Annotated in this window: 20 protein-coding genes, 2 tRNA genes and 1 pseudogene; 9 read left to right on the forward strand and 14 right to left on the reverse strand. The window is 73.4% G+C overall.

The genetic code is table 11. The features are described from left to right. Window positions 1–27: 27 nt before the first annotated feature. From AB0H32_RS33635 to AB0H32_RS33645, 3 genes are all read right to left on the reverse strand, one after another. Entirely contained in the window at window positions 28–1056 is a 1029-nt protein-coding gene (locus AB0H32_RS33635) for a DUF2510 domain-containing protein (RefSeq protein WP_361128601.1), read from the reverse strand. A gap of 292 nt (window positions 1057–1348) precedes the next feature. Further along, window positions 1349–2503: an anhydro-N-acetylmuramic acid kinase gene (locus tag AB0H32_RS33640; RefSeq protein WP_361128604.1), complete on the reverse strand. Its 1155-nt coding sequence runs from the start codon at window positions 2501–2503 to the stop codon at window positions 1349–1351. A gap of 7 nt (window positions 2504–2510) precedes the next feature. Next, window positions 2511–3845 carry an MFS transporter gene (locus AB0H32_RS33645; protein WP_361128607.1) on the reverse strand — a complete coding sequence of 445 codons (1335 nt, stop codon included), beginning with the start codon at window positions 3843–3845 and terminating at the stop codon, window positions 2511–2513. 181 nt (window positions 3846–4026) lie between these two features. Here AB0H32_RS33645 and AB0H32_RS33650 point away from each other — a divergent pair, with 181 nt between their 5' ends. Next, window positions 4027–6714 (forward strand): AAA family ATPase, encoded by a 2688-nt coding sequence (locus AB0H32_RS33650; protein ID WP_361128610.1) that lies wholly within the window; start codon window positions 4027–4029, stop codon window positions 6712–6714. Between the two features lie 95 nt (window positions 6715–6809). Here the strand turns inward: AB0H32_RS33650 and pcaD are convergent, their stop codons facing one another. The 7 genes and pseudogenes from pcaD to AB0H32_RS33685 all read right to left on the reverse strand — a co-directional run bounded on the left by pcaD (window position 6810) and on the right by AB0H32_RS33685 (window position 12480). Next, on the reverse strand, window positions 6810–7958 hold the full coding sequence (gene pcaD, locus AB0H32_RS33655; protein ID WP_361128613.1) for a 3-oxoadipate enol-lactonase: 1149 nt from the start codon (window positions 7956–7958) through the stop codon (window positions 6810–6812). Further along, window positions 7955–9295, reverse strand: coding sequence for a 3-carboxy-cis,cis-muconate cycloisomerase (pcaB, locus tag AB0H32_RS33660; RefSeq protein WP_361128616.1), 1341 nt, complete (start codon window positions 9293–9295; stop codon window positions 7955–7957). Before pcaB ends, pcaD begins: the two co-directional genes overlap by 4 nt. Further along, complete coding sequence (pcaG, locus tag AB0H32_RS33665; RefSeq protein ID WP_361128619.1) at window positions 9292–9894, reverse strand: protocatechuate 3,4-dioxygenase subunit alpha; 603 nt, start codon at window positions 9892–9894, stop codon at window positions 9292–9294. Before pcaG ends, pcaB begins: the two co-directional genes overlap by 4 nt. Before the next feature lie 8 nt (window positions 9895–9902). Continuing rightward, window positions 9903–10676, reverse strand: a complete 774-nt coding sequence (gene pcaH, locus AB0H32_RS33670; RefSeq protein WP_361128622.1) for a protocatechuate 3,4-dioxygenase subunit beta — start codon at window positions 10674–10676, stop codon at window positions 9903–9905. Window positions 10677–10694: 18 nt separating this feature from the next. Beyond that, window positions 10695–11039 (reverse strand): annotated as a pseudogene (locus AB0H32_RS33675) (hypothetical protein); the annotation flags it as partial. A 41-nt stretch (window positions 11040–11080) separates the two neighbouring features. Next, complete coding sequence (locus AB0H32_RS33680) at window positions 11081–11725, reverse strand: CoA transferase subunit B (RefSeq protein WP_361128625.1); 645 nt, start codon at window positions 11723–11725, stop codon at window positions 11081–11083. Beyond that, window positions 11725–12480, reverse strand: a complete 756-nt coding sequence (locus tag AB0H32_RS33685; RefSeq protein ID WP_361128627.1) for a CoA transferase subunit A — start codon at window positions 12478–12480, stop codon at window positions 11725–11727. The genes AB0H32_RS33680 and AB0H32_RS33685 overlap by 1 nt, the downstream gene beginning before the upstream one ends. Window positions 12481–12661: 181 nt before the next feature. On the opposite strand from AB0H32_RS33685, the gene AB0H32_RS33690 reads away from it, so the two are divergent. Beyond that, window positions 12662–13129 (forward strand): MarR family transcriptional regulator, encoded by a 468-nt coding sequence (locus AB0H32_RS33690; protein ID WP_361128630.1) that lies wholly within the window; start codon window positions 12662–12664, stop codon window positions 13127–13129. A 112-nt stretch (window positions 13130–13241) separates the two neighbouring features. Here the strand turns inward: AB0H32_RS33690 and AB0H32_RS33695 are convergent, their stop codons facing one another. Both AB0H32_RS33695 and AB0H32_RS33700 read right to left on the reverse strand, forming a co-directional pair. Beyond that, window positions 13242–14237: a DUF3048 domain-containing protein gene (locus tag AB0H32_RS33695; protein WP_361128655.1), complete on the reverse strand. Its 996-nt coding sequence runs from the start codon at window positions 14235–14237 to the stop codon at window positions 13242–13244. A gap of 133 nt (window positions 14238–14370) precedes the next feature. Next, window positions 14371–15435 (reverse strand): ATP-dependent DNA ligase, encoded by a 1065-nt coding sequence (locus tag AB0H32_RS33700; protein WP_361128632.1) that lies wholly within the window; start codon window positions 15433–15435, stop codon window positions 14371–14373. 74 nt (window positions 15436–15509) lie between these two features. Here AB0H32_RS33700 and ligD point away from each other — a divergent pair, with 74 nt between their 5' ends. Further along, entirely contained in the window at window positions 15510–16529 is a 1020-nt protein-coding gene (gene ligD / locus AB0H32_RS33705) for a non-homologous end-joining DNA ligase (RefSeq protein WP_361128635.1), read from the forward strand. 11 nt (window positions 16530–16540) lie between these two features. Here ligD and AB0H32_RS33710 read toward each other — a convergent pair whose 3' ends face one another. After that, entirely contained in the window at window positions 16541–18703 is a 2163-nt protein-coding gene (locus AB0H32_RS33710) for a HEAT repeat domain-containing protein (protein WP_361128638.1), read from the reverse strand. Between the two features lie 225 nt (window positions 18704–18928). On the opposite strand from AB0H32_RS33710, the gene AB0H32_RS33715 reads away from it, so the two are divergent. Next, window positions 18929–20020 (forward strand): LacI family DNA-binding transcriptional regulator, encoded by a 1092-nt coding sequence (locus AB0H32_RS33715; protein ID WP_361128641.1) that lies wholly within the window; start codon window positions 18929–18931, stop codon window positions 20018–20020. 293 nt (window positions 20021–20313) lie between these two features. Here the strand turns inward: AB0H32_RS33715 and AB0H32_RS33720 are convergent, their stop codons facing one another. Then, on the reverse strand, window positions 20314–21105 hold the full coding sequence (locus AB0H32_RS33720) for a VOC family protein (protein WP_361128643.1): 792 nt from the start codon (window positions 21103–21105) through the stop codon (window positions 20314–20316). A 321-nt stretch (window positions 21106–21426) separates the two neighbouring features. On the opposite strand from AB0H32_RS33720, the gene AB0H32_RS33725 reads away from it, so the two are divergent. The 5 genes from AB0H32_RS33725 to AB0H32_RS33745 all read left to right on the forward strand — a co-directional run bounded on the left by AB0H32_RS33725 (window position 21427) and on the right by AB0H32_RS33745 (window position 24418). After that, the gene (locus AB0H32_RS33725) at window positions 21427–21672 is read left to right on the forward strand and encodes a WhiB family transcriptional regulator (protein ID WP_361128646.1); all 246 of its coding nucleotides are present in this window, start codon (window positions 21427–21429) and stop codon (window positions 21670–21672) included. Window positions 21673–21713: 41 nt separating this feature from the next. Continuing rightward, window positions 21714–21785: transfer RNA gene (locus tag AB0H32_RS33730), tRNA-Ala, on the forward strand. A 10-nt stretch (window positions 21786–21795) separates the two neighbouring features. Next, window positions 21796–21867 (forward strand) — tRNA-Glu (locus tag AB0H32_RS33735). Window positions 21868–21902: 35 nt separating this feature from the next. Further along, a complete protein-coding gene (locus AB0H32_RS33740) occupies window positions 21903–23243 on the forward strand; it encodes an SDR family oxidoreductase (protein WP_361128649.1) in 1341 nt (446 codons plus the stop codon). Continuing rightward, window positions 23240–24418 carry a ribonuclease inhibitor gene (locus AB0H32_RS33745; RefSeq protein WP_361128652.1) on the forward strand — a complete coding sequence of 393 codons (1179 nt, stop codon included), beginning with the start codon at window positions 23240–23242 and terminating at the stop codon, window positions 24416–24418. The genes AB0H32_RS33740 and AB0H32_RS33745 overlap by 4 nt, the downstream gene beginning before the upstream one ends. Window positions 24419–24639 lie beyond the last annotated feature (221 nt).

Below are 24639 nucleotides of genomic sequence, written 5' to 3' on the forward strand. Positions count from 1 at the left end.
GGTACCCCACCCGGCCGGCCACTGTGCTCAGACGCTCTGGCCGGACCCGCCGCCGGACGAGACCTTGATCCCCGTCAGGATCTCGTCGATGACGGAGAGCTTCTGCCCGACGTCCACGCCGAAGCGCACCACGACCATCCGCTTGGCGTCGTTGGGAGAGGGGAAGGCGACCGACTCGACGTAACCGTCGGCGCCCTTGCTCGTGACCGCCTTCCAGCGGACCATGTAGCCCTTCTGCCCGGCCACCGTCACCGCCCGGGAGGCCAGTACCTGGTGCGAGGTGACGCTGCCGTAGGTGGTACCGCCGTAGGAGGCCGTGGCGTTGGCCGCGATGTCCGCCTTGGCGACCTGCTCGGCCGTCGCGCCCTTGAGGCCCAGTTCGCCGGCGGGCGCCGTGTACGCGCCGCCCGCGGTGCACGTCTGGTCGCTGTCGCCGGGGCACTTGTAGGAGTTGTCGGAGGTCACCTGCGCACCGAGGCTGATCGTCTGCCCGGTCCACCCCTGCGGCACGGGAAGGCTGATCCCGTTCAGCGGATCCTGCACCGTGCCCCCGCCCTTGATCTTGGGCGCGGCGGACTGCCCCGGGGACGGCGACCCACCCGGACCGCCCGACCCGCCGCCGGGTCCGCCCGACCCGCCGGAGCCGCCGCCGGGCCCGCCCTGCCCGCCGTTCGGCCCGCCCTGCCCCTGCTGGGACCCGGCGCGGTCGCTGCCGCCGTTGCCGCCGCCGTCCTTGGTGAGGGCGTACACGCCGACCCCGATGCTCACCAGCACCGCGGCCGCCGCCGCGCCGGCTATGGCCGTGCGCAGACCGCGCCGGGGCGCGGCCGGCGGCGGGGCGGGATACGACGGATGGCCCGGGTGGGCCCCGTACGCCGGGGGAGCCGGCTGCATGCCGCCGGCAGGCTGCTGCGCCGGGGGACCCCACATGGCGGCCGTCCCGACGAGGCGTGTCCGGTCCGTCCAGGCCTTGCCGTCCCACCAGCGCTCGGTGGGCGGACCGTCATTCGTCTGCCCGGGGTCGGGGTACCACCCGGGAGGAGTCACCTGCGTCATGCCTCCACCGTATGAGGCATCGGTGAAAGCGGGATGAGAAGATCCGCCGTCAATGGCGCGGACCGGAATATTTCGCCTCCGATTTCTGTGCCGCTTTCCGGGCCGCAGGCCCGGCCACCGTCCCGGCACGGTGGCCGGGAGGGTGGTTCGGCTGAGCGGCGCTCGGCCCGCGCCCGCCCGCGTCCGTGTCCGCCCGCGCCCGCCCGCGCTCGTGTCTGCCCGCGTCCGTCGGCCGGGCGGCTGTGCGGCCGCAGCATCCCGCCCGGTGGTGCCCCCGACCGGGCGTGCCCCCTCATGCCTGCACCACCAACCGCACCGGCCCCCGTCGCGCCGTCGGCGGCAGGCGCAGCCCGTCCCGGCCCGGTGTCACCGACCCCAGCACGCTCGGGTGCCGGGCGCCCGTGCTGCGGGGGTCGGTGCCGGCCAGGCCGTGGGCGGTGAGGAAGCCGAGGACCGCGAAGGCGTAGGCCTCCTTCGCGGGGGCGGGCAGGCCCAGGTCGTCCGAGGTGCGCAGCGCCGCCCCGGGGAGCAGGTGCCGCAGCTCGTCCATGAGCACCGGGTTGCGGGTGCCTCCGCCGGAGGCGATCACCTCGGTCGCGCCGACGGACCGCACCCCGTCGGCGACCGTCCGGGCCGTCAGCAGGGTGAGCGTCGCCAGCACGTCCTGCGCGCCCAGGCCGTCCAGCCCGGCCGCCCCCAGGTACCCGGCGTGGAACAGCTCCTTGCCGGTCGTCTTGGGCGCAGGCAGCGCGTAGTACGGCTCGGCGAGCAGCCGGTCCAGCAGGGGCCGGTCCGGCCGGCCGCGCGCGGCCAGCGCACCCTCGGCGTCGTAGGCCAGGCGCCCGCCGCTGAACCGGCGGGCCGCCGCGTCGAGCAGCGCACAGCCCGGCCCGGTGTCGAAGGCCGTGCCGTCCGGCGCGGTCAGGTTGGCGATGCCGCCGATGTTCAGCGCGACCGGCGTGCCCGGCCTGCCGCGCAGCCACAGCAGGTCGACCAGGCTCACCAGCGGGGCGCCCTGCCCGCCCGCGGCGACGTCCCGGGCGCGCAGGTCGGCGACCACCGGCAGCCCGGTCGCCTCGGCGATCCACGCGGGCTGCCCCAGCTGAAGCGTGCCGTGCACCCGGCCGTCCCCGTCGGCCCAGTGAAAGACCGTCTGACCGTGCGAAGCGACCAACTCGGCCTGCCGACCGCACAGTTCACTGTTCGCCCGGACCGCCGCCGCGGCGAACGCCTGCCCGATCCGGGTGTCGAGCCGGCACACCTCGGCGAGCGGCACGGCGGTCGGCGGCAACGCCGCCGCGAGCGCCTCGCGCAGCTCACCGTCGTACGGCGTGCTCACCATCCCCAGCGGCTGCAGCATCAGCGTGTCGCCGTCCAGGCGCAGGTCCGCGGCGGCCGCGTCCACCGCGTCGTACGACGTCCCCGACATCAGGCCGATCACTCGCATGGGTCGGTCAACTCCTCTCACAAGAACGCCCTTTCAGGAGGGCCGCCGCACTCACCGCGCACGCCGCCGCGGCGTAGTACGCGGGTACGTCCACGTTCCCGGTCCGCCGCACGGCCTCCGTGATGATCAGCCCCGCGCATCCGGAGAACACCGCGTTGGACAGGGAGTAGGCCAGCCCGAGCCCCGTCCAGCGCACCCGCGTCGGGAACATCTCGGCCAGCAGCGCGGGGCCGGGCCCCGCCATCAGCCCGATGACCACGCCTGCGGCCCCCGTGGCCAGGCCCTTGACGGCGGTCGAAGTCCCCTCGTCCTGAAGAAGGCCGAACAACGGCACCGCCAGTGCCATCACCAGCGCCGCCCCCGTCAGCATCACCGGCCGTCGCCCGACCCGGTCGCTGAGCAGCCCCGCCGGCAGGATCGCCGCGGCGAACCCGGCGTTGGCGGGGACGGTGGCGAGCAGCGCCTGCCGGACGTCCGCATGCAGGGCGGTCTGCAGGTACGAGGGCAGGACGACGAGGAACGTGTATCCGGCCGCCGACCAGCCCATCACCCGCCCGGCGCCCAGCAGCACCGCCGCCGCGGCCGGCCGGGCGCCGCGGGGAGGGTCGGCCGCCCGCTCCCGCTCCCGTTCCCGGAACTCCGGGGTCTCCGTCAGCCCCGCCCGCAGCCACAGCGCCACCAGTCCCAGGGGAAGGGCCAGCAGGAACGGCAACCGCCAGCCCCAGCCACTCAGTTGGGCCTCGGACAGCACGGCGGCCGTCGCCGCCGCGACCCCCGCCCCGCCCAGCAGGCCCAGCGCCACCGTGAACGACTGCCACGCGCCGTACAGCCCGCGCCGTCCCGGCGGGGCGAACTCCGTCAGCAGGGCAACCGCCCCGCCGAACTCACCACCGGCCGAGAGCCCCTGGAGAGCTCTCAGAAACGTCAGCAGCCAGGGTGCCAGGGCGCCGGCCGTGGCGTACGTCGGCAGCGCACCGATCAGTGCCGTCGCGGCCGTCATCAGCGCGATCACCACGAGCAGCACCGGCCGCCGCCCGATCCGGTCGCCCAGCCTGCCGAACAGGGCAGCGCCGAGCGGCCGGAAGAAGAACGCCAGCGCGAAAGAGGCGTACGTGCGCACCAGTGCCTCGGCCGCGTCCCCGCCCGCCGGGGTGAAGAACCGGTCTGCGAGCACCGTGGCCAGATAGCCGTAGACACCGAACTCGTACCACTCGACGAAGTTGCCCACCGACCCCGCCGCCACCGCCCGCACCGTCGGTGTGCGGACGGCCTCACCGCCGCGGGAGGCGCGCTCGTCGCCGTCGTCGCCGTCGTCTCTCCGGTCTTCGAAAATCAGCTTCATTCCACGCCCTGTTGACGGATCGTCCGCTGTACATCGGCTGGTCCGGCAGGGTGTGCGTCGCCTGCCCGCACCCACTTTCACCCTGCGGGGCCACACCTGCCCGGACCTGCCACCACACATCCCACCGGACGGCTACGCTCGTGGTCTGTACGTCATTCGGGCGACCTGGGGAGGTAACGGGATGACGGAGGGACGGCCGCCGACAGCCGGCTCGGCTTCCCTGTGGGAGCGGGACGCGGAGATCGCCACCGTCACACGGGCGCTGGACGTCCTGTGCTCCGACCAGTCGTCCGCGGGGAGCCTGCTGGTCTTCCGCGGCGAGGCCGGGCTCGGCAAGACCGCGCTGCTGGTCGAGACGCGCCGCATCGCCGAGCGCCGCGGCTGCACCGTGTGGTCCGCGCGCGGCGGCGAGACCCTGCGGTCGGTCCCGTTCAACGTGGTGCGGCAGCTGCTCCAGCCCGCGCTGGTCTCCCTCCTGCCGGAGGAGGCCCGCGAATACCTCGGCGACTGGTACGACATCGCCGGTCCCGCCCTCGGCATAGTGGACCCGGGGGAGGGCAGCGCCGACCCGCAGTACGTCTGCGACGGACTCGTCGCGGCCGTGCGCCGGCTCGCCCGCCGCGAGTGGCCGCTGGTGCTGCTCGTCGACGACGCACACTGGGCCGACCAGGAGACCCTGCGCTGGCTCGCCGCGTTCGCGGAGCGTCTGGACGATCTGTCCGTGCTGGTCGTGGTCGCCCGCCGCCCGGGCGACGTGAGCGGCGACAGCGCCCGCCACCTCGAGGCGGTGGCCGCCGCCGCCGGCAGCCCCGTCAACAACCTGAACGCCCTCACTCCGGAGGCCACCGCCGGGCTCACCCGCGCATCGGTCGGCCGGCACGCCGACGACCCGTTCTGCCGCGAGGTCTGGGCCGTCACCGGCGGCAACCCCTACGACACCGTCGAGCTCCTCGCCAAGGTGCAGGACAGCGAACTCGAACCGGCCGAGGCCCGGGCCGGCGAACTGCGTGCCCTGAACCGCTCCGCCCGCGGCGGCGGCCTGGTCGACCGCCTCAAGGGACTCGGCATCGAGGCCACCCGGTTCGCCTGGGCCGCAGCCATCCTCGGCACCGGTATCTCCGTCGACCTGGTCGCCCGGCTCGCCTCCATGAACACCGACATCGCCGAGCGCTGCGCCGAACTGCTCCGCACCGCACGCATCCTCACCGAACCCGACCCGGCGGCGGGCGCCGAGACGGACGACGGCGAGCTGGAGTTCGTCCACCCGCTGATCGCGACCGCCGTCTACAACTCCATCCCGCCCGGCGTGTGCACCGCCATGCACGGCGTCGCCGCGCAGATCCTCACCGAGACGGGACACGGCGCCGCCGAGTCCTCCCGGCACCTGCTGAAGGTCCACCCGGACGACGACGAGGAACTCGTCGAGCAGCTGCGCGAGGCCGCCCGCGAGCACCTGGCCGTCGGCGCGCCCGACGCGGCCCGCCGCTGTCTGGAACGCGCCCTGCTCGAACCGCCCGAGCCCGAGGTCAACGCGCGCGTCCTGTACGAGCTGGGCTGTGCCACGCTCCTGACCGCGCCCGCCACCACCATCGACCACCTGCAGAACGCACTCGCCATGCCCGGCCTCGACGGTACCGAGCGCGTCGACGCCGTCTTCCGGCTCTCCCAGGCCCTGCTCCACAACGACCAGCTGGAGGAGGCCGTCCGTACCGTCGAGGCCGAGGCCGCCCGCCACGAACCCGGCCCCGCCCGGATGCGGCTGCAGGCGGTGCAGTACATGTGGGAGGGCATCTACGCGGGCGAGGCGACCTCACCGGGACGCTCCGAGCGCCTCGCCGAACTCGCCAGGCCCTGCACCGGCCAGGACAACGCCGAGCGCGCGCTGCTCATCCTGCGCGGCTTCGACGCCATGACCCACGGCGAGAGCGCCGAGGAGGTCGCCGAGCTGTGCGACCGCGCGCTCGTCAACGGCCGCCTGGCACCGGGGCTCGGCTGGACCGACACCGAGTGGGGCATCGAACTCCTGCTGATGCTGGCCAACGCGTACGCCTACGCCGACCGGCTCGACCGGGCCGAGGCGCTGTACACCGAGTCCCTGCGCACCTACGAGACCGCCCGGTGGGGCGGCGGCCACCTCGCCCTGGCCCACGCCTACGTCGGTGTCGGGCACCGCAGGCGAGGCCGGCTCAGGGAGGCGGAGACGTCCCTGCGCGAGGGGCTGCGCCTGGCCGAGCGCGTGGGCCGCGGGCTGCCCCTGTACTGGACGGCCACCTGCAACCTCGTCGACACGCTGCTCGCCCGCGGCCAGGTCGACGAGGCCTGGTCGATCGCCGAACAGTACGGATTCGCCCCGCCGTACCCGTCGACGATCGTGCTGCCGGACCCGCGCTCCGTGCGCGGCCGGCTGCTGCTGGCCGTCGGCCGCGTCGACGACGCGATCAACGAGCTGGAGGCGGCAGGAAAGGCCGCGGCCGTTCGCGGCCACCACAATCCGGTGATGGTCCCCTGGATGGTCGACCTCGCCCGGGCCCTCGCCCCGCGGGACCCGGCCCGCGCCGCCCAGCTCGTCGGTGACGCCCGCCGGCAGGCCGAACGGTTCGGTACGGACACCGCCATCGGCGAGGCCCTGCGCTGCGCCGCCGCCCTGGAGACCGGCCAGCGCGCGGTCCGCCTCGCGGCGCAGGCCGTCGCCTATCTGGAAGCGTCGCCCTGTCAGTACGAACACGCGGCCGCCCGGGTCGAGTACGGCATCGCGGCCCGTTCGGTCGCCGAACTCAACCGGGGCCTGGCGCTCGCCCGTTCGTGCGGGGCGGACGGGCTGGTGACGCAGGCGCGGGAAGTGCTGGAGATGGGTCGGGGGCTGCTGTAGGGCATGGACGGACCTCCGCCTGCTGCATACGGTCCGCGGTGGATCGTAGGCAGCAGGCGGCGGATCGGCTGCCCTCCTCGGTGCACGGCAAACGCTCAGCGGGACGCGTCCGCCGCCCCGTCCGCCGTCGCCTCCTCCTCGGCGAGTACCCGCTGGGCCGTGGCGAACGCCGAGTTGGCGGCGGGCACCCCGCAGTACACGGCGGTCTGCAGCAGCACCGCCCCGATCTCCTGAGGCGTCAGCCCGTTGCGCCGCGCCGCCCGGACGTGCATCGCCAGCTCGTCGTAGTGACCGTGCGCGACCAGCGCGGTCAGTGTGATCATGCTCCGCTCGCGGCGTGAGAGGGTCGGATCCGTCCAGATCTCCCCCCAGGCGTAGCGGGAGACGAAGTCCTGGAACGGGGCGGTGAAATGGGTCTGCCGGGCCTGTGCCCGGTCCACGTGCGCATCACCCAGCACCTCCCGGCGCACCGCCATCCCGCTCGCCGGGGCCCCGTTCAGCTGGGTCCGCAGAGCCGTCAGGACCGCCTGCGGGCACTGCGCGGGCGCGAGGTGCGAGGCCCCCGGCAGCTCCACGAGCGCGGCACCGGGCACCGCGTCCGCGATCTCCCGCAGATGGGCGGGCGGCGTCGCCGGATCCTGCCGGCCCGCCACGAGCAAGGTGGGTACGGCGATACCGGCGAGCCGGTCGCGCAGGTCGAAGGCGGCCAGCGCGTCGCAGCAGGCGGCGTACGCGTCCGGGTCGGCCTCCCGGTGGTCCTGGACCAGCCGCGGCACGGTGAAGCCGGCCGTGAACCAGCGCGCGTCGGCACTCTCCACCAGCCACTCCATGCCCTCCCGGCGCACCCGTTCGGCACGTTTCCGCCAGGGTGCGCTGCCGCCGAAGTGCGCGGACGAGCAGATGACCGCGAGGGAGGCGAGCCGCTCGGGGTGGTGCAGGGCCAGGTGCAGGCCGACCGCGCCGCCCAGGGACACGCCCGCGTAGGCGAACCGCTCGATGCCGAGCATGTCGGCGAGCTCCAGCACCAGCGCGGCGAGGTCGCCGACGGTGGCCCCCGGCCCGATCAGGTCCGCCGGGGAGCCGCCGTGCCCGGGCAGGTCCCAGCGCACCACCCGATGGGTGATCGACAGCTCGGGCGCGACCACGTCCCACAGGGCGTGGGAGGTGCCGAGCGAGGGCCCGAGCAGCAGCGGGGGAGCGGAAGCCGGGCCCTGTGCCAGGTGGCTGAGCAGATGCACGGTCAACGTCGCTCCAGAGCACGGTCGGTGAGGGGACCGGCGAAGCCGGTGTAACGGGCCGGATCGGTGAGTTCGTCGAGGTCCGCGTCCTTGAACTCATCCGTCTCTGCGAGGAGTCCGCGCAGGGGACGGCCTTCCTCGTGGGCGCGGCGGGCCAGTTCGGTCAGTAGCTCCTTCGACCGTGCACGGCCGAGAGCGGAGGCGAGCGCGGCGGAGAGTCGTTCGGACACGATCAGGCCATGGGTCGCGTCGAGGTTCCGCCGCATCGCGGCGGGGTGCACGCGCAGCCCCTCGGTCAGATCGGCCGCGTGCCCGGCCGCCCCGCCCACCAGCCGGAGCAGGTCGCGCAACGGCTCCCACTCGGCGTGCCAGGCACCGGCCGGCCGTTCGTCCTCGGCGGCCAGACAGCCGTACAGCGTGGCCGCGAGCTGTGGGGCGCGCCGGGCGGCGGCCGCGAGGAGCGTGGACCGCACCGGGTTGGCCTTGTGCGGCATGGCCGACGACCCGCCGCCACTGCCCTCGCTCAGCTCGCCGATCTCGGTGCGCGACAGGGTCAGCACGTCCGCCGCAAGCTTGCCCAGCGCCCCCGCCGCAAAGGCCAGGCAACCGGCCAGGTCGGCGACGGGTGTGCGGAGCGTGTGCCAGGGCAACGCCGGTGCGGCGAGGCCCACCTCACGGGCGTACGCCTGCGTCAGCGCTGCCGCGTCCCCGGCTCCGTACGCCTGGAACGCCGCCAGGGTCCCGGCCGCGCCGCCGAGTTGGGCCGGCAGAGCGTCCCGTACCCGGGTGATGCGGTCGCGTGCGTCCAGGATCAGCGCACGCCAGCCCGCCGCCTTGAGCCCGAACGTCGTCGGTACGGCGTGCTGGGTGAGCGTCCGCCCCGGCATCGGCGTGTCGCGATGCTCGGCGGCGAGCGCGGCCAGGGCCCGCTCGGTGCGGCCCAGGTCGGCGAGGACCGGATCCAGGGTGCGGACCGCGACCAGCATCATGGCCGTGTCCATGATGTCCTGGCTGGTCGCGCCCCGGTGGACGTAGGGGCCGTACTCCTCGCCGACCGCCGCGGTCAGATCGGCGACCAGGGGGATGACCGGGTTGCCGCCCGCCGGGGTGCGTGCCGCCAGGAAGCGGATGCCGAAGCCGGCCGGGACGGCCGCCTCGGTCACCGCCGCCGCGGCCTCGGCCGGGGCGAGCCCGAGCCTGGCCTGCGCCCTGGTCAGCGCGGCCTCGGCGTCGAGCAGCGCACGCAGATACGCGTGGTCACCGGTCTCGGACGCGGCGCCGGACAGGGCCCACTCGGGGGCGAGCAGACCGGTGTCGGCGTACGGAGGGGAGGCAGATGTCACTGGAACTCCAGGAAGACCGTCTCGCCTTCGCCCTGAAGGCGGATGTCGAAACGGTAGGTGCCGCTGCCCTCGTCGTCGGCGATCAGCGTGTCGCGCCGCTCGCCCACCCGGGTGAGCAGGGGGTCGGCAGCCAGTGCCGTCACGTCGCCCGGTAGGTAGATCCGAGTGAACAGGTGCATGAGCAGGCCGCGGGCGAAGACGCACACGCTCAGGTACGGGGCGCTGTGCCCGCGTGCGCCGGGCCGCAGGGTCCGCGCGTACCAGTGGCCGTCGGCGTCGGTCTGGATGCGGCCCCAGCCCGTGAACTCCACGCCGTTGCGGCCCAGATGGCCGCCGGTGGCCGGGTCCCGCCGCATCGAGCCGTCCACCCGCGGGACCGTCCCGTCGGGGGCCGGGCCCCACAGTTCCAGGAACGCGTCCGGCAGGGGGCTGCCCCCGCCGTCGAGGACGTGGCCGTGCACGGTGATCGTGTCGGGGTGGGCCAGGGGCGCGATCTCCTCGCCGCCGCGGAACGGCAGCGCGTACCCGTAGAAGGGGCCGACCGTGTGGGACGGGGTGGGCAGCACGCTCTCCGCGCTGCCGGTGTCGGTCTTCGTCATCGCTCGAGTCAGCGTCCTTCCTCGATCCAGGTGGCGGCGGGGCCGTCCAGCACGATGTCCCAGTGGTAGCCGAGGGAGAACTCCGGTACCGACAGGCCGTGGTCGTAGGTGGCGACCAGCCGCTGTCGGGCCGCGTCGTCCGTCACGGACTGCAGGATCGGGTCGTACGGGAAGAGTGGGTCGTTCGGGAAGTACATCTGCGTCACCAGCCGCTGGGCGAACGCCGTACCGAAGACCGAGAAGTGGATGTGCGCCGGGCGCCAGGCGTTGACGTGGTTGCGCCAGGGGTAGGGGCCCGGCTGGATGGTGGTGAAGTGATAGCGGCCAGCGCCGTCCGTGAGGGTGCGGCCGACGCCGGTGAAGTTGGGGTCCAGCGGAGCGTCGTGCTGTTCGCGCCGGTGGGCGTAGCGGCCCGCGGAGTTGGCCTGCCAGATCTCGATCAGCTGGCCGTGGACGGGGCGTCCGGCGCGGTCCAGGAGCCGCCCGGACACGGTGATCCGCTCGCCGATGGGCGCGCCGGTGTGCTGCCGGGTGAGGTCGTTGTCGGTCTCGGTGATGTCGCGCACCCCGAAGGCGGGGGAGTGCAGTTCCACCAGTTCGGGGTCCACGCGGGTGTCGATGGCGATCAGAGGCCGGCGGGGGTGGCGGAGCAGGGAGGAGCGGTAGGGGGCGTAGTCGCGGCGGGGGTGGTGCTCGACGGGTGCGCCGTCGGCCGTCCGCTTCTCGTACGCGGCATGCTCCGCCGCGATCTCCTGATCGATGTCCTGCTGGGTGAGAGCCATGGAGATACCTGACGCTTCCTAACGTTCGAGGAGCAGGGCGAGGCTCTGGCCCGCGCCGATGCAGAGGGTGGCCACGCCGGTGCCGGAGCCGCGGCGGGCGAGCTGGTGGGCGACGGTGCCCGCGGGCCGGGCGCCGCAGGCACCATGGGGGTCCCCCCGCTCGAGCGAAGCCGAGAGCGGGGGAGGATGGCCGAGCGCGATCGCCCCGCCCTGCGGGTTGAGGACAGCCGGGTCGAACTCGGGCCATTCGGCGAGACAGCCGAGGACCTGCGCGGCGAACGCCTCGTTCGGTTCGAGGACCGACAGGTCGTCGAAACCCCTGCCCGCCCTGGCGAGTGCGCGGTCGGCCGCCTCGACGGGGGCGTGGCCCGGGGCGCGGACGGCGCCGACGACGTGGACGGGGTTCACCGCACGTCCTCCCCGATGGTCAGCGCGGTGTCGGTCGTGGCGACGACGTCCTCGACGGTCACGCCCGGCGCGGTCTCCACCAGGAGGAGTCCCTTCTGCGTGACGTCCAGCACGGCCAGATCCGTGATGATCCGGTTCACGCACGCCTTGCCCGTGAGCGGCAGCGTGCACTGCTCGACGATCTTCGGGGAGCCGTCCTTGGCGGTGTGCGTCATCACGACGACGACCCGGCGGGCGCCGTGCACCAGGTCCATCGCGCCGCCGATCCCGGTGACCAGCTTTCCGGGGACCGCCCAGTTGGCGAGGTCGCCGCCCGCGGACACCTGCATCGCGCCGAGCACGGCCACGTCGATATGACCGCCGCGGATCATCGCGAAGCTCAGCGCGGAGTCGAAGAAGGAGGCGCCCGGCAGGACCGTCACGGTCTCCTTGCCGGCATTGATCAGATCCGGGTCGACCTCGTCCTCGGCGGGGTAAGGGCCGGTGCCGAGGATGCCGTTCTCCGACTCCAGGACCACCTCGACGCCCGGCGGCAGATGGTTCGGGATCAGCGTCGGCAGACCGATGCCCAGGTTGACGTACTGGCCGTCCGCCAGCTCGCGGGCCGCGCGGGCCGCCATCTCCTCGCGTGTCCAGGCCATCAGGACCTCACCGTCCGCTGCTCGATCTTCTTGTCCGCGGCCTGCTCGGGGGTCAGCGCCACCACGCGCTGCACGAAGACGCCGGGCAGGTGCACCGCGTCCGGGTCGATCTCGCCCGACTCGACCAGCTGTTCCACCTCGGCGACGGTCACCCGGCCCGCCATGGCGACCAGCGGGTTGAAGTTCCGCGAGGACCTGCTGAAGACGAGGTTGCCGTGCCGGTCGCCCCGGGCCGCGCGGACCAGCGCGAAGTCGGTGCGGATACCCCGCTCCAGGACGTACTCCACACCGTCGAACTCCCGCACCTCCTTCGGCGGCGAGGCGAGCGCGACGCCGCCCTCGCCGTCGTAGCGCCACGGCAGTCCGCCCTCGGCGACCTGCGTGCCCACACCCGCCGGGGTGTAGAACGCGGGGATTCCGGCGCCGCCCGCGCGCAGCCGTTCGGCCAGCGTGCCCTGGGGGATCAGCTCCACCTCCAGCTCGCCGGCCAGGTACTGGCGGGCGAACTCCTTGTTCGCGCCGATGTAGGAGCCGGTCACCCGGGCGATGCGGCCGGCGGCCAGCAGCACGGCGAGGCCGGACTCCATCGCACCGCAGTTGTTCGACACCACGCCCAGACCGGCCGTCCCGCGCTCGTACAGCGCCTGGATCAGCACGTTCGGCACACCGCTCAGCCCGAAGCCGCCGACCGCGAGGGACGCGCCGTCCGGCACATCGGCCACCGCCTCCAGGGCCGTGGCGACCACCTTGTCCATCCGCGAAGCCTCATCTCTGCAATTAATCAGCGCACTGAGTATTTCAGCAAGATGCTCCTCACGCTGCCATCGGACGCAGAGACCGTCAAGGCTTCGTATTACGTGGGATTCGAGAGGCAGACAGGCGAGTCGAAGGACGAGTATTGTTCAGTACACCTACGAATCGACCAGGGGAGTGTGCATGTCCGCGGTGGACCTCGCCACCCATCCCGGGCACCTGGCCCGGCGGCTTCAGCAGGCGCACTACCTGCTGTGGAACACCATGGTCTCCGAGGAGATCACCTCGCCGCAGTTCGCGGTCCTGAACGCGCTCGTCGCCGAGCCGGGCGTCGACCAGCGGACCGTGGGGGAGCGAGTGGGCCTGGACCGGTCGACGATCGCCGAGGTCATCAGCCGCCTCGGCCGCCGGGGGCTGCTGCACAAGGTGCGCGACCCGCAGGACGGCCGCCGCTTTCTGCTCCGCCTCACCGACGACGGGCTGCGCACTCACCGCAAGCTGACCGTGCGCACGGCCCGGATGAACCAGCTCTTCCTCGCCCCGCTCTCCGCCGAGGAGCAGACCGTCTTCTTCGACCTGATCCGCCGGGTGTCGGACGCGGCCGAGGGCCTGCGCCATCCGGCGGAGCCGCTCGTCGGCCGGCAGGGCTGAACCGCAGCGCCGGCCAGAAGGAAGCCGCTTCAGGGGGCTGCTTCAGGAGGGGGGCTGCTTCAGGAAGAGAGGCCGCTTCAAGAGGGGGGCTGCTTCAGGAAGAGAGGCTGCTTCAGGAGGCGGCCGCGGCGAACACCACCCACACCTGGCCCTCGGCGAAGTTCATCCGGCCGCCGTCCGCCGCCGTGAACGCCGTGAACGCCGTGCCGTCGGCCGCGGACGGCCGCGACCAGGTGGCGTCGAAGGACCGCCCGTCCCGCAGCACCTCGGCCTTCCCCGATCCGGTCGTCTCGGTGTACGGCGTGCGGTTGCCGAGCGCGTCGTGGTACCGGGAGGAGCGGATCTTCACGTACTGCACGACGACCGTCGCCGGCGCGGGCCGCCCGCCGTCGGTGGTCGTCGTGGGCGTGCCGTCCATCGCGACCAGCCAGCCGCCCCGCTGTGTGGACCAGGTGAAGGTGAAGCGCGCCGCCGGATAGCGCACGGTCCGTGAGGTCTCGGGTGTGCCGCCGGAGGGCGCCGGACCGTAGTGGAATCCGGTGGTCAGCGCGGCCCTGCCCGGCGCGGTGGGCAGCAGTCGGGCGGGGCGCACATAGAGGTTGTGCGGTGCTGTTCTGCCGGGGGCGCGGTAGTAGGCGTCGGCGGCCTCGTCGGGCGACTCGGCGTGCACGGGCGCCCGGCGGATCAGCGGCAGCAGCGCGCGCTGGGCCCCGGAGAAGGCCAGGGTCGGCTCGTCGAACTGGCGCAGCAGTTCCAGATCGGACTCGCGGGCGCTGCGCACCGGCCCGACCGCCTTCGGGAGCCTGGTGGCGTACACCGCCATCAGACGGCTCAGTCCGCCCTCGACCTGCTCCGCATACACGATGTCCGCCGCGCCGAGTCCCGTCTGCGGACGGGCCGCGGGCACGTTGTCGATCTTCACGGCGAGGGGTGAGCCCGCCGCGGACGTGAGCGTGGCCGCGCCGGTCGGCGCAGAGGGCCGGTGTGGAGTGCGGGCGTCGTCGGGCGGGTGGTGCCGTGTGCAGCCCGCCGTCAGGGAGGCCGTCAGCGTGGCGGCGACCAGTGCCGCCGTCAGTACGGCGTGTCTCGTACGCGCCCTGTGCCCCAAGCCCACCGTTGCCACCCCGTTCGTATCTGTCGATTGTGTGCTCATCGGGTCACCGCAGGCCATACCCGGTCAGTGCCGATCGTGCGCGTCCACTGGGCCGAACGGGTCCATCGGGTTACCCCGGCGGGCGGTCTCACTTCCCCAGGATCTCCGCGAGGTCGTAGCGCACCGGCTCCTCCAGCTGGGCATAGGTGCAGCTCTCCGGAGTGCGGTCCGGACGCCAGCGGCGGAAGCGGGCCGTGTGCCGGAAACGGGCGCCGTTCTCCATGTGGTCGTAGGCCACCTCTGCCACCTGCTCCGGCCTGAGCGGCACCCAGGACAGGTCCTTCTTGCCCGACCAGCGGCTCGGCGCCCCCGGCAGCCGGGCCGTCTCGTGGGCCGCCTCCTCCCCCCAGGCCGCCCACGGATGCCCGCTCACGTCGTCCATGCGCAGCGGCTCCAACTCCTCGACCAGCTCGGCGCGACGCTTCATGGGGAAGGCGGCCGACACCCCCACGTGCTGGAGGGCTCCCCGGTCGTCGTACAGGCCCAGCAGCAGTGACCCCACCACCGGGCCGCTCTTGTGCAAGCGGTAGCCCGCCACGACGACATCCGCCGTCCGCTCGTGCTTGATCTTGAACATGGCCCGCTCGTCCTGCAGATACCGCAGAGTGAGCGGCTTGGCGACAACCCCGTCCAGACCGGCACCCTCGTACTGCTCGAACCACCGGTACGCCACGTCCACGTCGGTGGTCGCCGGTGCCAGGTGGACGGGAGCGCCCACCCCGGACAGCGCCCGCTCCAGCAGTGCCCGCCGGTCGGTCAGCTCCACGTCGAGCAGGGACTCGTCGTCCAGCGCCAGCAGATCGAAGGCGACGAAGGACGCCGGAGTCTTCTCGGCCAGCATCCGCACCCGCGAGTCCGCCGGATGGATCCGCTCGGTCAGCGCATCGAAGTCCAGCCGCCCCTCCCGCGCGATCACGACCTCCCCGTCCAGCACGCACCGCTCGGGCACCCGCTCCCTGAGCGCCGCCACCAGCTCCGGGAAGTACCTGGTCAGCGGCTTCCCGGTACGGCTTCCCAGCTCGACCTCGTCCCCGTCGCGGAACACGATCGCCCGGAACCCGTCCCACTTCGCCTCGTAGTGCATGCCCGGCGGGATCTTCGCCACCGACTTGGCGAGCATCGGTTTCACGGGCGGCATCACCGGCAGATCCATGCCTTAGATTCTGCTCGCATACACCCCTTGTCGCCCGGTATGCGTGGTGTATCCCCTGCGCCTACCGTGGCCGCATGGGTGATGCGGTGGAACTGGACGTGGCCGGCCGGACCGTACGGCTGTCCAGCCCGAACAAGGTCTTCTTCCCGGAGCGCGGATTCACCAAGCTGGACCTCGCCCGGTACTATGCCTCCGTCGGCCCCGGCATCCTGCGCGCCCTGCGCGACCGGCCCACCACCCTCCAGCGCTACCCGGACGGTGTCGACGGCGAGTGGTTCTACCAGAAGCGCGCTCCCAAGGGCATGCCGGACTGGATCCCCACCGCCCACATCACCTTCCCCAGCGGCCGCAGCGCCGACGAGATGTGCCCCACCGAGGAGGCGGCCGTGGTGTGGGCCGCCCAGTACGGCACGCTCACCTTCCACCCCTGGCCGGTCCGCCGCACCCACGTCGACCACCCCGACGAACTCCGTATCGACCTCGACCCACAGCCCGGCACCGACTACGACGACGCCGTGCGCGCCGCCCACGAACTGCGGGCCGTACTCGACGAGTTCGGCGGCCTGCGCGGCTGGCCCAAGACCTCCGGCGGCCGCGGTCTGCACGTCTTCGTGCCCATCGAACCGCTCTGGACCTTCACCCAGGTGCGGCGCGCCGCGATCGCGGTCGGCCGGGAGATGGAACGCCGGATGCCCGACCGGGTGACCATCAAGTGGTGGAAGGAGGAGCGGGGCGAGCGCATCTTCCTCGACTACAACCAGACCGCCCGCGACCGGACCATCGCCTCCGCCTACTCCGTACGACCCCGCCCGCAGGCCCCCGTTTCGGCGCCCCTGCGCTGGGAGGAGGTCGGCACGGCCCACCCCCGGGACTTCGACCTCGCCACCATGCCGGCTCGTTTCGCCGAACTGGGCGACGTGCACGCCGACATGGATGACCACGCCTTCTCCCTGGACGCCCTCCTGGAACTGGCCCGCCGGGACGAACACGATCACGGCCTGGGCGACCTTCCCTACCCGCCGGAGTACCCGAAGATGCCGGGCGAGCCGAAACGGGTACAGCCGAGCCGGGCGCGGCGGGAGGAGACGTCCTGACGGTCCCCGGCCTAGCGCACCGGCGTGTCCATGTACTCGCCGAAACCGGCCAGCACACTCCGGCAGTCCGTCTGGAGGGCCACGTCCGCAGCGACGTTGTAGCGGACGTGGCCCGTGGAGTCGTCGTTGGTGTGGCGGCGGTGGGAGGCCAGCTCCGCGCGTATCAGTGGCAGTGCCGGCGCGGCCGCAGGGCCCATGGCCGCCAGGCAGGCGGCGATGCCGGGACGATGGGCCGGTGCGGCCGACCACTCGGTCATGAGAACGGGCAGCGTCTCCTCCGCCTCTGCGGTGACCTGCCACAGGCGGATGGCCGCCTGAGCGGGTGCGTGGCCGGTACCGATCATCTCGCGCAACCGGGGCGCGAGCGCGGCGCCGGAGCGGCCGAGGGACGAGACCAGGTCCAGGGCCGCGGACCACTGACTCCACATCCGCGACCGCAGGCTCGCGCGGACGGCCGGGAGCACGGCCTCCGCGTCGCCGGTCAGGGCCCAGAGGGCGTGGGCGACATGGATGCGGTCATCGTCGGCGACGGTGTCGCCCTCCCACAACTTCCTTACCACCGGGCCGGCTTCGGCCGCCTCGGTGCCGAAGGCGGAGAGGGCGTGCAAGGCGTCCCGCTTCGTGCGGACGTGCTCGGCCTCGGCCAGCACGTGGGTCAGCAGGGGCACCGACTCGGGGTCTCGCAGTGCTCCCAGGGCATCGATGATGCGGCCCTGGTCCGCGGAGGATGTCCGGTGGTCGAGCCGGGTCAGGCGGTCGTGGAGCACCGGACCGAGCGGGGCCGCGGCCTGTGGGCCGAACGCCTCTACCCAGCGGACCAGTTGCTCGGGTATCTCCACTGCCTCCAGGATCTTCGCGAGAGCAGGCACGATCCGGTCGTCGCCCTGAAGAGCCAGCACCTCGAACGTCATGCCGACGGCCAGGGAACGGAACGGAGTGTCGGCCTCCAGCGGCCGGTGCTCCCAGCTCTGCAGGTAGGCGACCACCTCCTCGGACACGCGGTGGGCCGCCGGCGCCAGAAACCGCAGCTCCGACAGCACCGCCTTCTGCAGCCGCAGATCGTCGTCGGTGAGCAGCCGGGCCAGCGCGAGCAGCGGCTCGTCGTCCGGCGCCCGCCACCCGGTCAGCAGCCGTCCCGCCATGCCGACCGCGTGCGTGCGCTCGCGCAGGCTGGGGCTGTCCAACTGGCCGACGAGGAGCGGACAGCGCAGGTCGACACGGTCGCGCAGCTCCGTGTGCAGTTCTTCGAGCAGGTCCGCCGCGTCGTCCAGGTCGAGGCTGCGCCGGTGCTCCGCGTGCAGCTCGCGCACATGGGAGATCAGGGTGTTCGTGCGCGGCCGCTCGGGTACGGCAGGCGGTGGGCCCAGCTCGTCCGCCTCCCGTGCGAGCCGCATCACGTCCAGCGCGATGTCCGCGGTGTCCGGCGGCAGTTCACCGGGCGCACAGCGTGCCAGCCGGGAAAGTGCGGTCATCCGCAGCCGGGGATCGGGGGTCCCGGACGCGAGGTCCTTGAGCACCCGGGCCGCCTCGGTGCCCAGCTCGGCCGGGTACCGCACGGCCAGCGTGCTCAGGGCGTGCGCCAGGGACTGGGCGGTCTCGGGGTCCGTCTCGACCGGCATGCGGTCGCGCAGGGCGCCGAACACCCCTGCCGGATCGGGGTGAAGCCGCGCCAAGGCACCCGGCACGGCGGCCCGCACCCCGGGATCCGGATCGCCGAGCAGAGACAGGAAGGCCCCGGCGCGCTCGCGGACCATGTCACGCGCCGTGAAGGAGTGCCGCAGCCACTCCTCCTCATCGTCATCATCGTCGAACCCGGTGAAGTGCTCGGTGTCCGCGGTGTCCGCGTCGTCCTCGTCCGCGTCCTCGACGGCGTCCGCGGTGTGCGCGATGCTGCACAGCAGGCTGATCACGGCTCCCCGGTCGGCGAGCGAAGGGTTCGCGATCAGCTCGAACAGGAACGGGACGCAGGCGACCGTGCTGTCGTACACATCCCCCTGGTGGTGCACCGCGCCGTACATCCCGTCCAGCGCGATCTCCCGGCGCACCGGGTCGTCCGACGCCAACCCCCACAGCAGCTCCGGCACATCGGTCGCCGACTGCGTGTACGCGTGTCCCATCGACGCCCAGTCGACGTCGTCGATCCCCCCGAACACTGTGCCCTCCCCGTGGTTCATGGGCGTCCGTTCCGCCACTGATCACAGCATGCCGCACGCCGCTGACAACGGGCCGCGCCTGTGGACAACCGGCCTGTGGACAACGGCCCGGGCGACGGCGAGCACGCTGATCGGCGTGAACCGCCCGGTCCGGGCGCAGCGGAAGCACCCCGTTTCCGGCCCGACGACCGGACCGTACCGTGGCTATCCTGATCCGATTGCCGGCCGCCGATGAGGAGTCCCGAAGTGAGCGAGGCAGAGTCGCGCCCCACGCTGGAGGCCGTTGCCGCGCGGGCCGGCGTGTCCCGCGCCACCGTGTCGCGGGTGGTCAACGGCGGGGACGGCGTCAGGGAGCCCCTCGCCGCACGGGTCCGCAGGGCGGTCGAGGAGCTCGGCTACGTACCCAACCGGGCGGCGCGCAGCCTGGTCACCAAGCGCCACGACGCCGTCGCCGTCGTCATCGCCGAGCCCGAGGCCCGGGTCTTCGCCGACCCGTTCTTCGCGCTGCAACTGCGTGGCATCAGCAAGGAGCTGACGGCCCACGACAACCAGCTCGTGCTGCTGCTGACCGAGGGCCGCGCCGACCACGCGCGCGTGGCCCGCTACCTCGCCGGCGGCCACGTCGACGGCGCGCTCGTCTTCTCCCTGCACCTCGACGACCCGTTGCCCGGACTGATCAGGAACGCGGGCGTACCCACGGTGTTCGGCGGTCGGCCCGACTGGAGCGACGGCGCCCCCGGCCCGGTCTACGTGGACAGCGACAACCGGGGCGGCGCCCGTGAGGCCGTGCGCCATCTTGTCGGCCTCGGCCGGAATCGGATCGCGCACATCACCGGCGCGCTGGACCAGACCTCGGCGGTGGACCGGCTCGACGGCTACCGGGACGTCGTGGGCGACGCCGACCCGCGGCTCGTCGTGGAGAGCGACTTCACCCCGGGCGGCGGCGAACGCGCCATGCGCGAACTCCTCGACCGCTGCCCGGACGTCGACGCGGTGTTCGCCGCCAACGACCTCACCGCGCTCGGCGCCCTGCGCGTGCTGCGCGAGAGCGGGCGGCGCGTGCCCGAGGACGTGGCCGTGATCGGCTTCGACGACGTGCTGCCGGTCGCCGAACAGACCGACCCGCCGCTCACCACGGTCCGTCAGGACATCGAGGAGATGGGCCGGCTGATGGCCCGCCTTCTGCTGGGCGGCCCGGCCGACCGGCTCGGCGGGGGTGGCAGGGAGGGCGCAGACGGCGGGGGTGACGGGGGTGACGGGGGTGACCACGAGTCGGCGGACGTGACGGCGTCCGGCGTGATCCTGCCGACCACGCTGATACGCCGCGCGTCCGCCTAGGGGGATGGGTCTGCCTGAGCTGCGCGTTCGGCTAGCGGGATGCGTCTGCTTGGCGTGTGTGTGCGGTTTGGGGCACGCGTCTGCCTGAGCTGCGCGTCCGGCCAGGGGCCCGTCCGCTCGTGCCACAGGTGCGTTCGTGGCATGTGGTTGCCGGTGCCACGGGTCCGCCCGCGCCGGGCGCGCACCCAGGTCGCACGTCCGCCGGGTCGCACGTCCGCCAGGTCGCATGTCCGCCGGGCCGCACGCACGCCCGGGCGGCAGGTCCGCCCGGGCCGTGGAGCTGCCCCGCAGCCTCAGCCCTGCGGTGGCTCGCTCTTGATCACCGCGAAACGGACGCCGTAAGGGTCGGCGAGCTTGGCCATGCGGCCGACGCCCTCCAGGGTCGTCGCCGGCATGCGCACCGTGCCACCCAGCTGCTGGGCCTTCTCGACCACGGCGTCCGTGTCCTCGACCTCGAAGTACGGCAGCCAGTAGGGGCCGGCCTCCGCCTCCGTCGGGTCGTCGGCCAGCGGGACCATCCCGCCGAACATCGCGTCCTCCTCGGCACCACCCGGGTTGACACAGGTGTACGTGCCGCCCGGGAACGGCACGCCCGAGGTCTCCAGTCCGAGGACCCGGTGGTAGAACGCGGCGGCCGCCGCGATGTCCGGCGTGTACAGCTCGACCCAGCACAGGGCGCCCGGTTCGTTCGCCGCGTCAACGCCCCTGGTCTGCCCGGGCTGCCAGATCCCGAACCGAACGCCCGCCTGGTCGGCGAGGACCGCCATGTGCCCCTGGCCCATCACGTCCATGGGCTGGAACAGCACACTGCCGTGGGCCTGTTCGGTCGCCTTGGCGGTGGCCTGTGCGTCCTCGCTCTGGAAGTACACCGTCCAGGCCGGCGGACCCTGCTCCGGGCCGGTCTGCATACCGCCGGCGACGGTCCTGCCGTCCAGCTGGAAGAAGCCGTAGCCGCCGGCCTCCGGCCCCGCCGACTGGAACCGCCAGCCGAACAGACCGCCGTAGAAGGCCTGGGCGCCGTCCATGTCGGGGGTGCCGACGTCGATCCAGTTGGGAGCGCCGTCGACGAAACGGGTGGTGAGCATCTTCGCCCTCCTTGAAAGCGGGCCCGCGGGGCGGGGTCCTGTCCGCTGTACTGCCGAGTCTTGCACCGCCCACTGACAACCGCTGCCGGAGCGCTGCCGTGTGCCGGGCCGGTACCCCCGGTCACCCTGGGTGACCCGCAAGGTCCGCGCAGGGTCCGCGCAGGGTCCGCGCAGGGTTCTGCGGGTTTCCGTCCTGCTGCCGCGCGCCGCCGTGCGGTGGCGTGTCCCGGTGGAGCATGATCGGGGCGGTCCAGGGCCTCCGGCCGCGCCGTTGACCCGGCGTTGATCGAACGTTTTTCGCCGCGCGGCACGATCTTGGCCATGCACATCGAAACCATCACCCCGGCCGACACCGCCTGGCAGGATCAGGCCCTGTGCGCGCAGACCGGGGCGGACTTCTTCTTCCCCGAGCCCGGCAGCTCGGTGCGCGAGGCGAAGCGCATCTGCGGCATGTGCGAGATGCGCTCCGCCTGCCTCGACTACGCGCTCGACAACGACGAGCGCTTCGGTGTCTGGGGCGGCCTGTCGGAGAAGGAACGGCTCGCCCTGCGGCGGACGTCCCACTGACACCCGCTCCGGCGCGCTGCGGTTAGGATCCGGGGGCGCGTCCGGACGTAGCGCAGAGGCAGGCGCACCCGCATGGCATGCGGGTCACGCCGGTTCGAATCCGGTCGTCCGGGCGCGCCTCGAGGTCCCGTAGAGCAGAGGCAGACTCGCCGCCTTCTCAGGGCGGTCACGCCGGTTCGAATCCGGTCGGGACCACTGTGGTACCGACGGACAGGGGCGGGGCGGGACGGATGAGCGAGGCGACGGGCGACACCGTCACCGAGGCGGAGCTGGCGGTCTTCCACCAGGTGGTGGGCAAGCTCCGGGCACTGCCCGTCGACGACCCGCTACGGCTGCGGGCCGAACAGGTCGCCGCGTCCTTCGCCCGGGACGGGCGGCTCCGGCGCCGCAAGTCGCGCGGCGCCGAGGTCGCGGCCGCCGACGCAGCCGCGATGGCCGCGACCGCGACCGGCTCCCCGGACCGGCGCGAGGACGCTCCCCTGGCCGAGCAGGGCGCGGGCGGACTCTTCCACAAGCCGCGCCCCTGCTACGTGTGCAAGTCGCCCTATCGGCAGGTCGACACCTTCTACCACCGGCTCTGCCCCCGCTGCGCGGCCGACAACACCGCCCGCCGGGCCCTGAGCACCGACCTGACCGGCCGCCGTGTGCTGCTCACCGGCGGCCGGGTGAAGATCGGCTTCCAGCTGGCGCTGATGATGCTCCGCGACGGCGCGGAGCTCCTGGTCACCTCGCGTTTCCCGCACGACACCGTGCGCCGCTTCCGGGCCGCACCGGGCAGCGCGCGCTGGCTGGACCGGCTCACCGTACTCGCCGTCGATCTGCGGGACCCGCGCCAGGTGCTCGGCCTGTGCGAGGAGCTCAGGCAGCAGGACAGGCCGCTGGACATCCTGGTCAACAACGCCGCCCAGACGGTACGGCGGCCACCGGAGTCGTATGCGATGCTCGCCGCAGGCGAGCACGGCACGCTGCCCCCGGGTGCGCGCCAGGCCCCCGGGTTCACCCCGATCGGGATGCTGCCGGGCTCGGCCGCCGCCCTGCCGGTGGCCCTGCGGGAGGCCGACGAGGCCGGGCTGCTGCCGGACCCGTCCCCGGAGAACTCCTGGTCGGCACGGCTCGGCGCGCTCGACCCGGCCGAGGTGCTGGAGACACAGCTCGTCAACGCGCTCGCCCCGGCCCTGTTGTGCGACCGGTTGCTGCCGTTGTTGCTCGCTTCCCCGCACCCGCGCCGCTATGTAGTCAACGTGACCGCCGTGGAGGGCCGTTTCACCGTCCGCAACAAGACGGCCGGCCATCCCCACACGAACATGGCCAAGGCCGCCCTGAACATGCTCACCCGCACCAGCGCCTCCGAACTCGCCGAGCAGGGCGTTCACATGTGCGCCGTCGACACGGGCTGGATCACCGACGAGAACCCGGCGCCGAAGAAGGCCCGGATGGCGGACGCGGGTTTCCGTACCCCACTGGACGTGGTGGACGGCGCGGCCCGGGTCTACGACCCGGTCGTGCGCGGCGAGGCCGGCGACCCGGTGTCGGGTGTGTTCCTGAAGGACTACCAGGAGGCGGCGTGGTGAGCGGGCGGACGCCCGGGTTCGCCGGAGTGCCCGAGATCGTGGCGCGCCCCCTGGCCGACCTCGCCCCGCTGCTGGACTGGCTGCGCTCGGGGCGCCCGGCGGGGGAGCGGCTGGACTTCACGGCCGGTACCGCCCTGCCGGACGGGCGGCTGGACCTGTGCAAGCAGGGCGTCGGCGCCGACGGAGCGGAGCTGATCGCCGGCGCCCTGGCCGCGGGCCCCTCGCCGGTACGGCACCTGCTGCTCGGCACGGACGCGCTCGGCGACGACGGAGCCGTGGCCGTGGCCGGGGCGGGCGCGGACGTCGAGACGCTCTACCTCGGATGCAACGGCATCACCGCGGCCGGTGCCTGCCGGATCGCCGACCAGCTGCGTGCCTCCCCGCAGGTCGTCACCGGTGTCTGGCTCAAGCGCAATCCGCTGGGCGGGGCCGGCGGGCACGCGGCGGCGGAACTCCTGGAGTCCGCACGGTCGTTGCGCACCCTCGATCTCGTGCAGACCGGGCTGGACCCGGCGGGCACCGCCGTCCTCGCCGACGCGCTGCTCGCAGCCGAGCTGGGCGGGCGGCGGATCGAGCGGCTCTTCGTGGGCGGCAATCCGCTGGGCGAGGCGGGCGCCCGGGCCCTGGCAGCCGTGCTCGCCGCGGGCGCGGTCGACGAACTGTACGTCTCCGCCGCCCGGTTGGGGGACGCGGGCGCCCTCCGGCTCGCCGCGGCCCTGGAACGCGCGCCGCACGGTCGGCTCGCCCGGCTGTCCGTCGCCAGCAACGGCATCGGCCCGCGCGCCGCCGTCCGGCTGGTCACGGCGGCCGCGGCGGCCGGGGTCAGCCTGCTCGACCTCGGCCGGGTCCGGGCGGCCGCGGTCCTCGCGGCCGATGACAACCACATCGACCTCCCCGCGGCCGACGCCATCGGCCGGGACCTCGCCCGGGCCGAGCACCGCCTGAGCCACCTCGTCCTCGCCCACACGGGCATGCGCAGCCGCGAGGCCCACCGTCTACTCGACCACGCGGCCGATGCCCGCACCGCCACCCGCTACCGCCTGGGCACCGGCATCGCCACCAGCATCAAGCACCGCCTGGCCGCTCTCAGCGCCCACGTCCCCGCTCTCCCGGTCCCGCCGGACGTGGCGGCGGTCCGCAGCGTGCATCGCACGGCGCCGCCGGACGAGGGGTGAGAAGAGCGCGGCCGGGCGCGTCGCTCGCTCCCGGCTGTTGCGATGCGCCGGTGCCCGGCCGACAGGAGACCGTGCGACCAGGCCGACGGGAGACCGTGCGACCCGGCCGACGGGAGACCGTGCGACCAGGCCGACGGGAGACCGTGCGACCAGGCCGACGGGAGACCGTGCGACCCGGCCGACGGGAGACCGTGCGATCAGGCCGACGGGAGACCGTGCGA

The sequence above is a fragment of the Streptomyces sp. NPDC020362 genome (genome assembly GCF_040642095.1).
Lineage (GTDB): Bacteria > Actinomycetota > Actinomycetes > Streptomycetales > Streptomycetaceae > Streptomyces.

Coding starts and splice junctions, on each gene's coding strand:
- ligD (WP_361128635.1), top strand. CDS start 15,510: ATGGGTGATGCGGTGGAACTGGACGTGGCCGGCCGGACCGTACGGCTG.
- AB0H32_RS33690 (WP_361128630.1), top strand. CDS start 12,662: ATGTCCGCGGTGGACCTCGCCACCCATCCCGGGCACCTGGCCCGGCGG.
- AB0H32_RS33640 (WP_361128604.1), bottom strand. CDS start 2,503: ATGCGAGTGATCGGCCTGATGTCGGGGACGTCGTACGACGCGGTGGAC.
- AB0H32_RS33635 (WP_361128601.1), bottom strand. CDS start 1,056: ATGACGCAGGTGACTCCTCCCGGGTGGTACCCCGACCCCGGGCAGACG.
- AB0H32_RS33680 (WP_361128625.1), bottom strand. CDS start 11,725: ATGGCCTGGACACGCGAGGAGATGGCGGCCCGCGCGGCCCGCGAGCTG.
- AB0H32_RS33645 (WP_361128607.1), bottom strand. CDS start 3,845: ATGAAGCTGATTTTCGAAGACCGGAGAGACGACGGCGACGACGGCGAC.
- AB0H32_RS33710 (WP_361128638.1), bottom strand. CDS start 18,703: ATGAACCACGGGGAGGGCACAGTGTTCGGGGGGATCGACGACGTCGAC.
- AB0H32_RS33720 (WP_361128643.1), bottom strand. CDS start 21,105: ATGCTCACCACCCGTTTCGTCGACGGCGCTCCCAACTGGATCGACGTC.
- AB0H32_RS33650 (WP_361128610.1), top strand. CDS start 4,027: ATGACGGAGGGACGGCCGCCGACAGCCGGCTCGGCTTCCCTGTGGGAG.
- pcaH (WP_361128622.1), bottom strand. CDS start 10,676: ATGGCTCTCACCCAGCAGGACATCGATCAGGAGATCGCGGCGGAGCAT.
- pcaG (WP_361128619.1), bottom strand. CDS start 9,894: ATGACGAAGACCGACACCGGCAGCGCGGAGAGCGTGCTGCCCACCCCG.
- AB0H32_RS33725 (WP_361128646.1), top strand. CDS start 21,427: ATGCACATCGAAACCATCACCCCGGCCGACACCGCCTGGCAGGATCAG.
- AB0H32_RS33685 (WP_361128627.1), bottom strand. CDS start 12,480: ATGGACAAGGTGGTCGCCACGGCCCTGGAGGCGGTGGCCGATGTGCCG.
- AB0H32_RS33740 (WP_361128649.1), top strand. CDS start 21,903: ATGAGCGAGGCGACGGGCGACACCGTCACCGAGGCGGAGCTGGCGGTC.
- AB0H32_RS33700 (WP_361128632.1), bottom strand. CDS start 15,435: ATGGATCTGCCGGTGATGCCGCCCGTGAAACCGATGCTCGCCAAGTCG.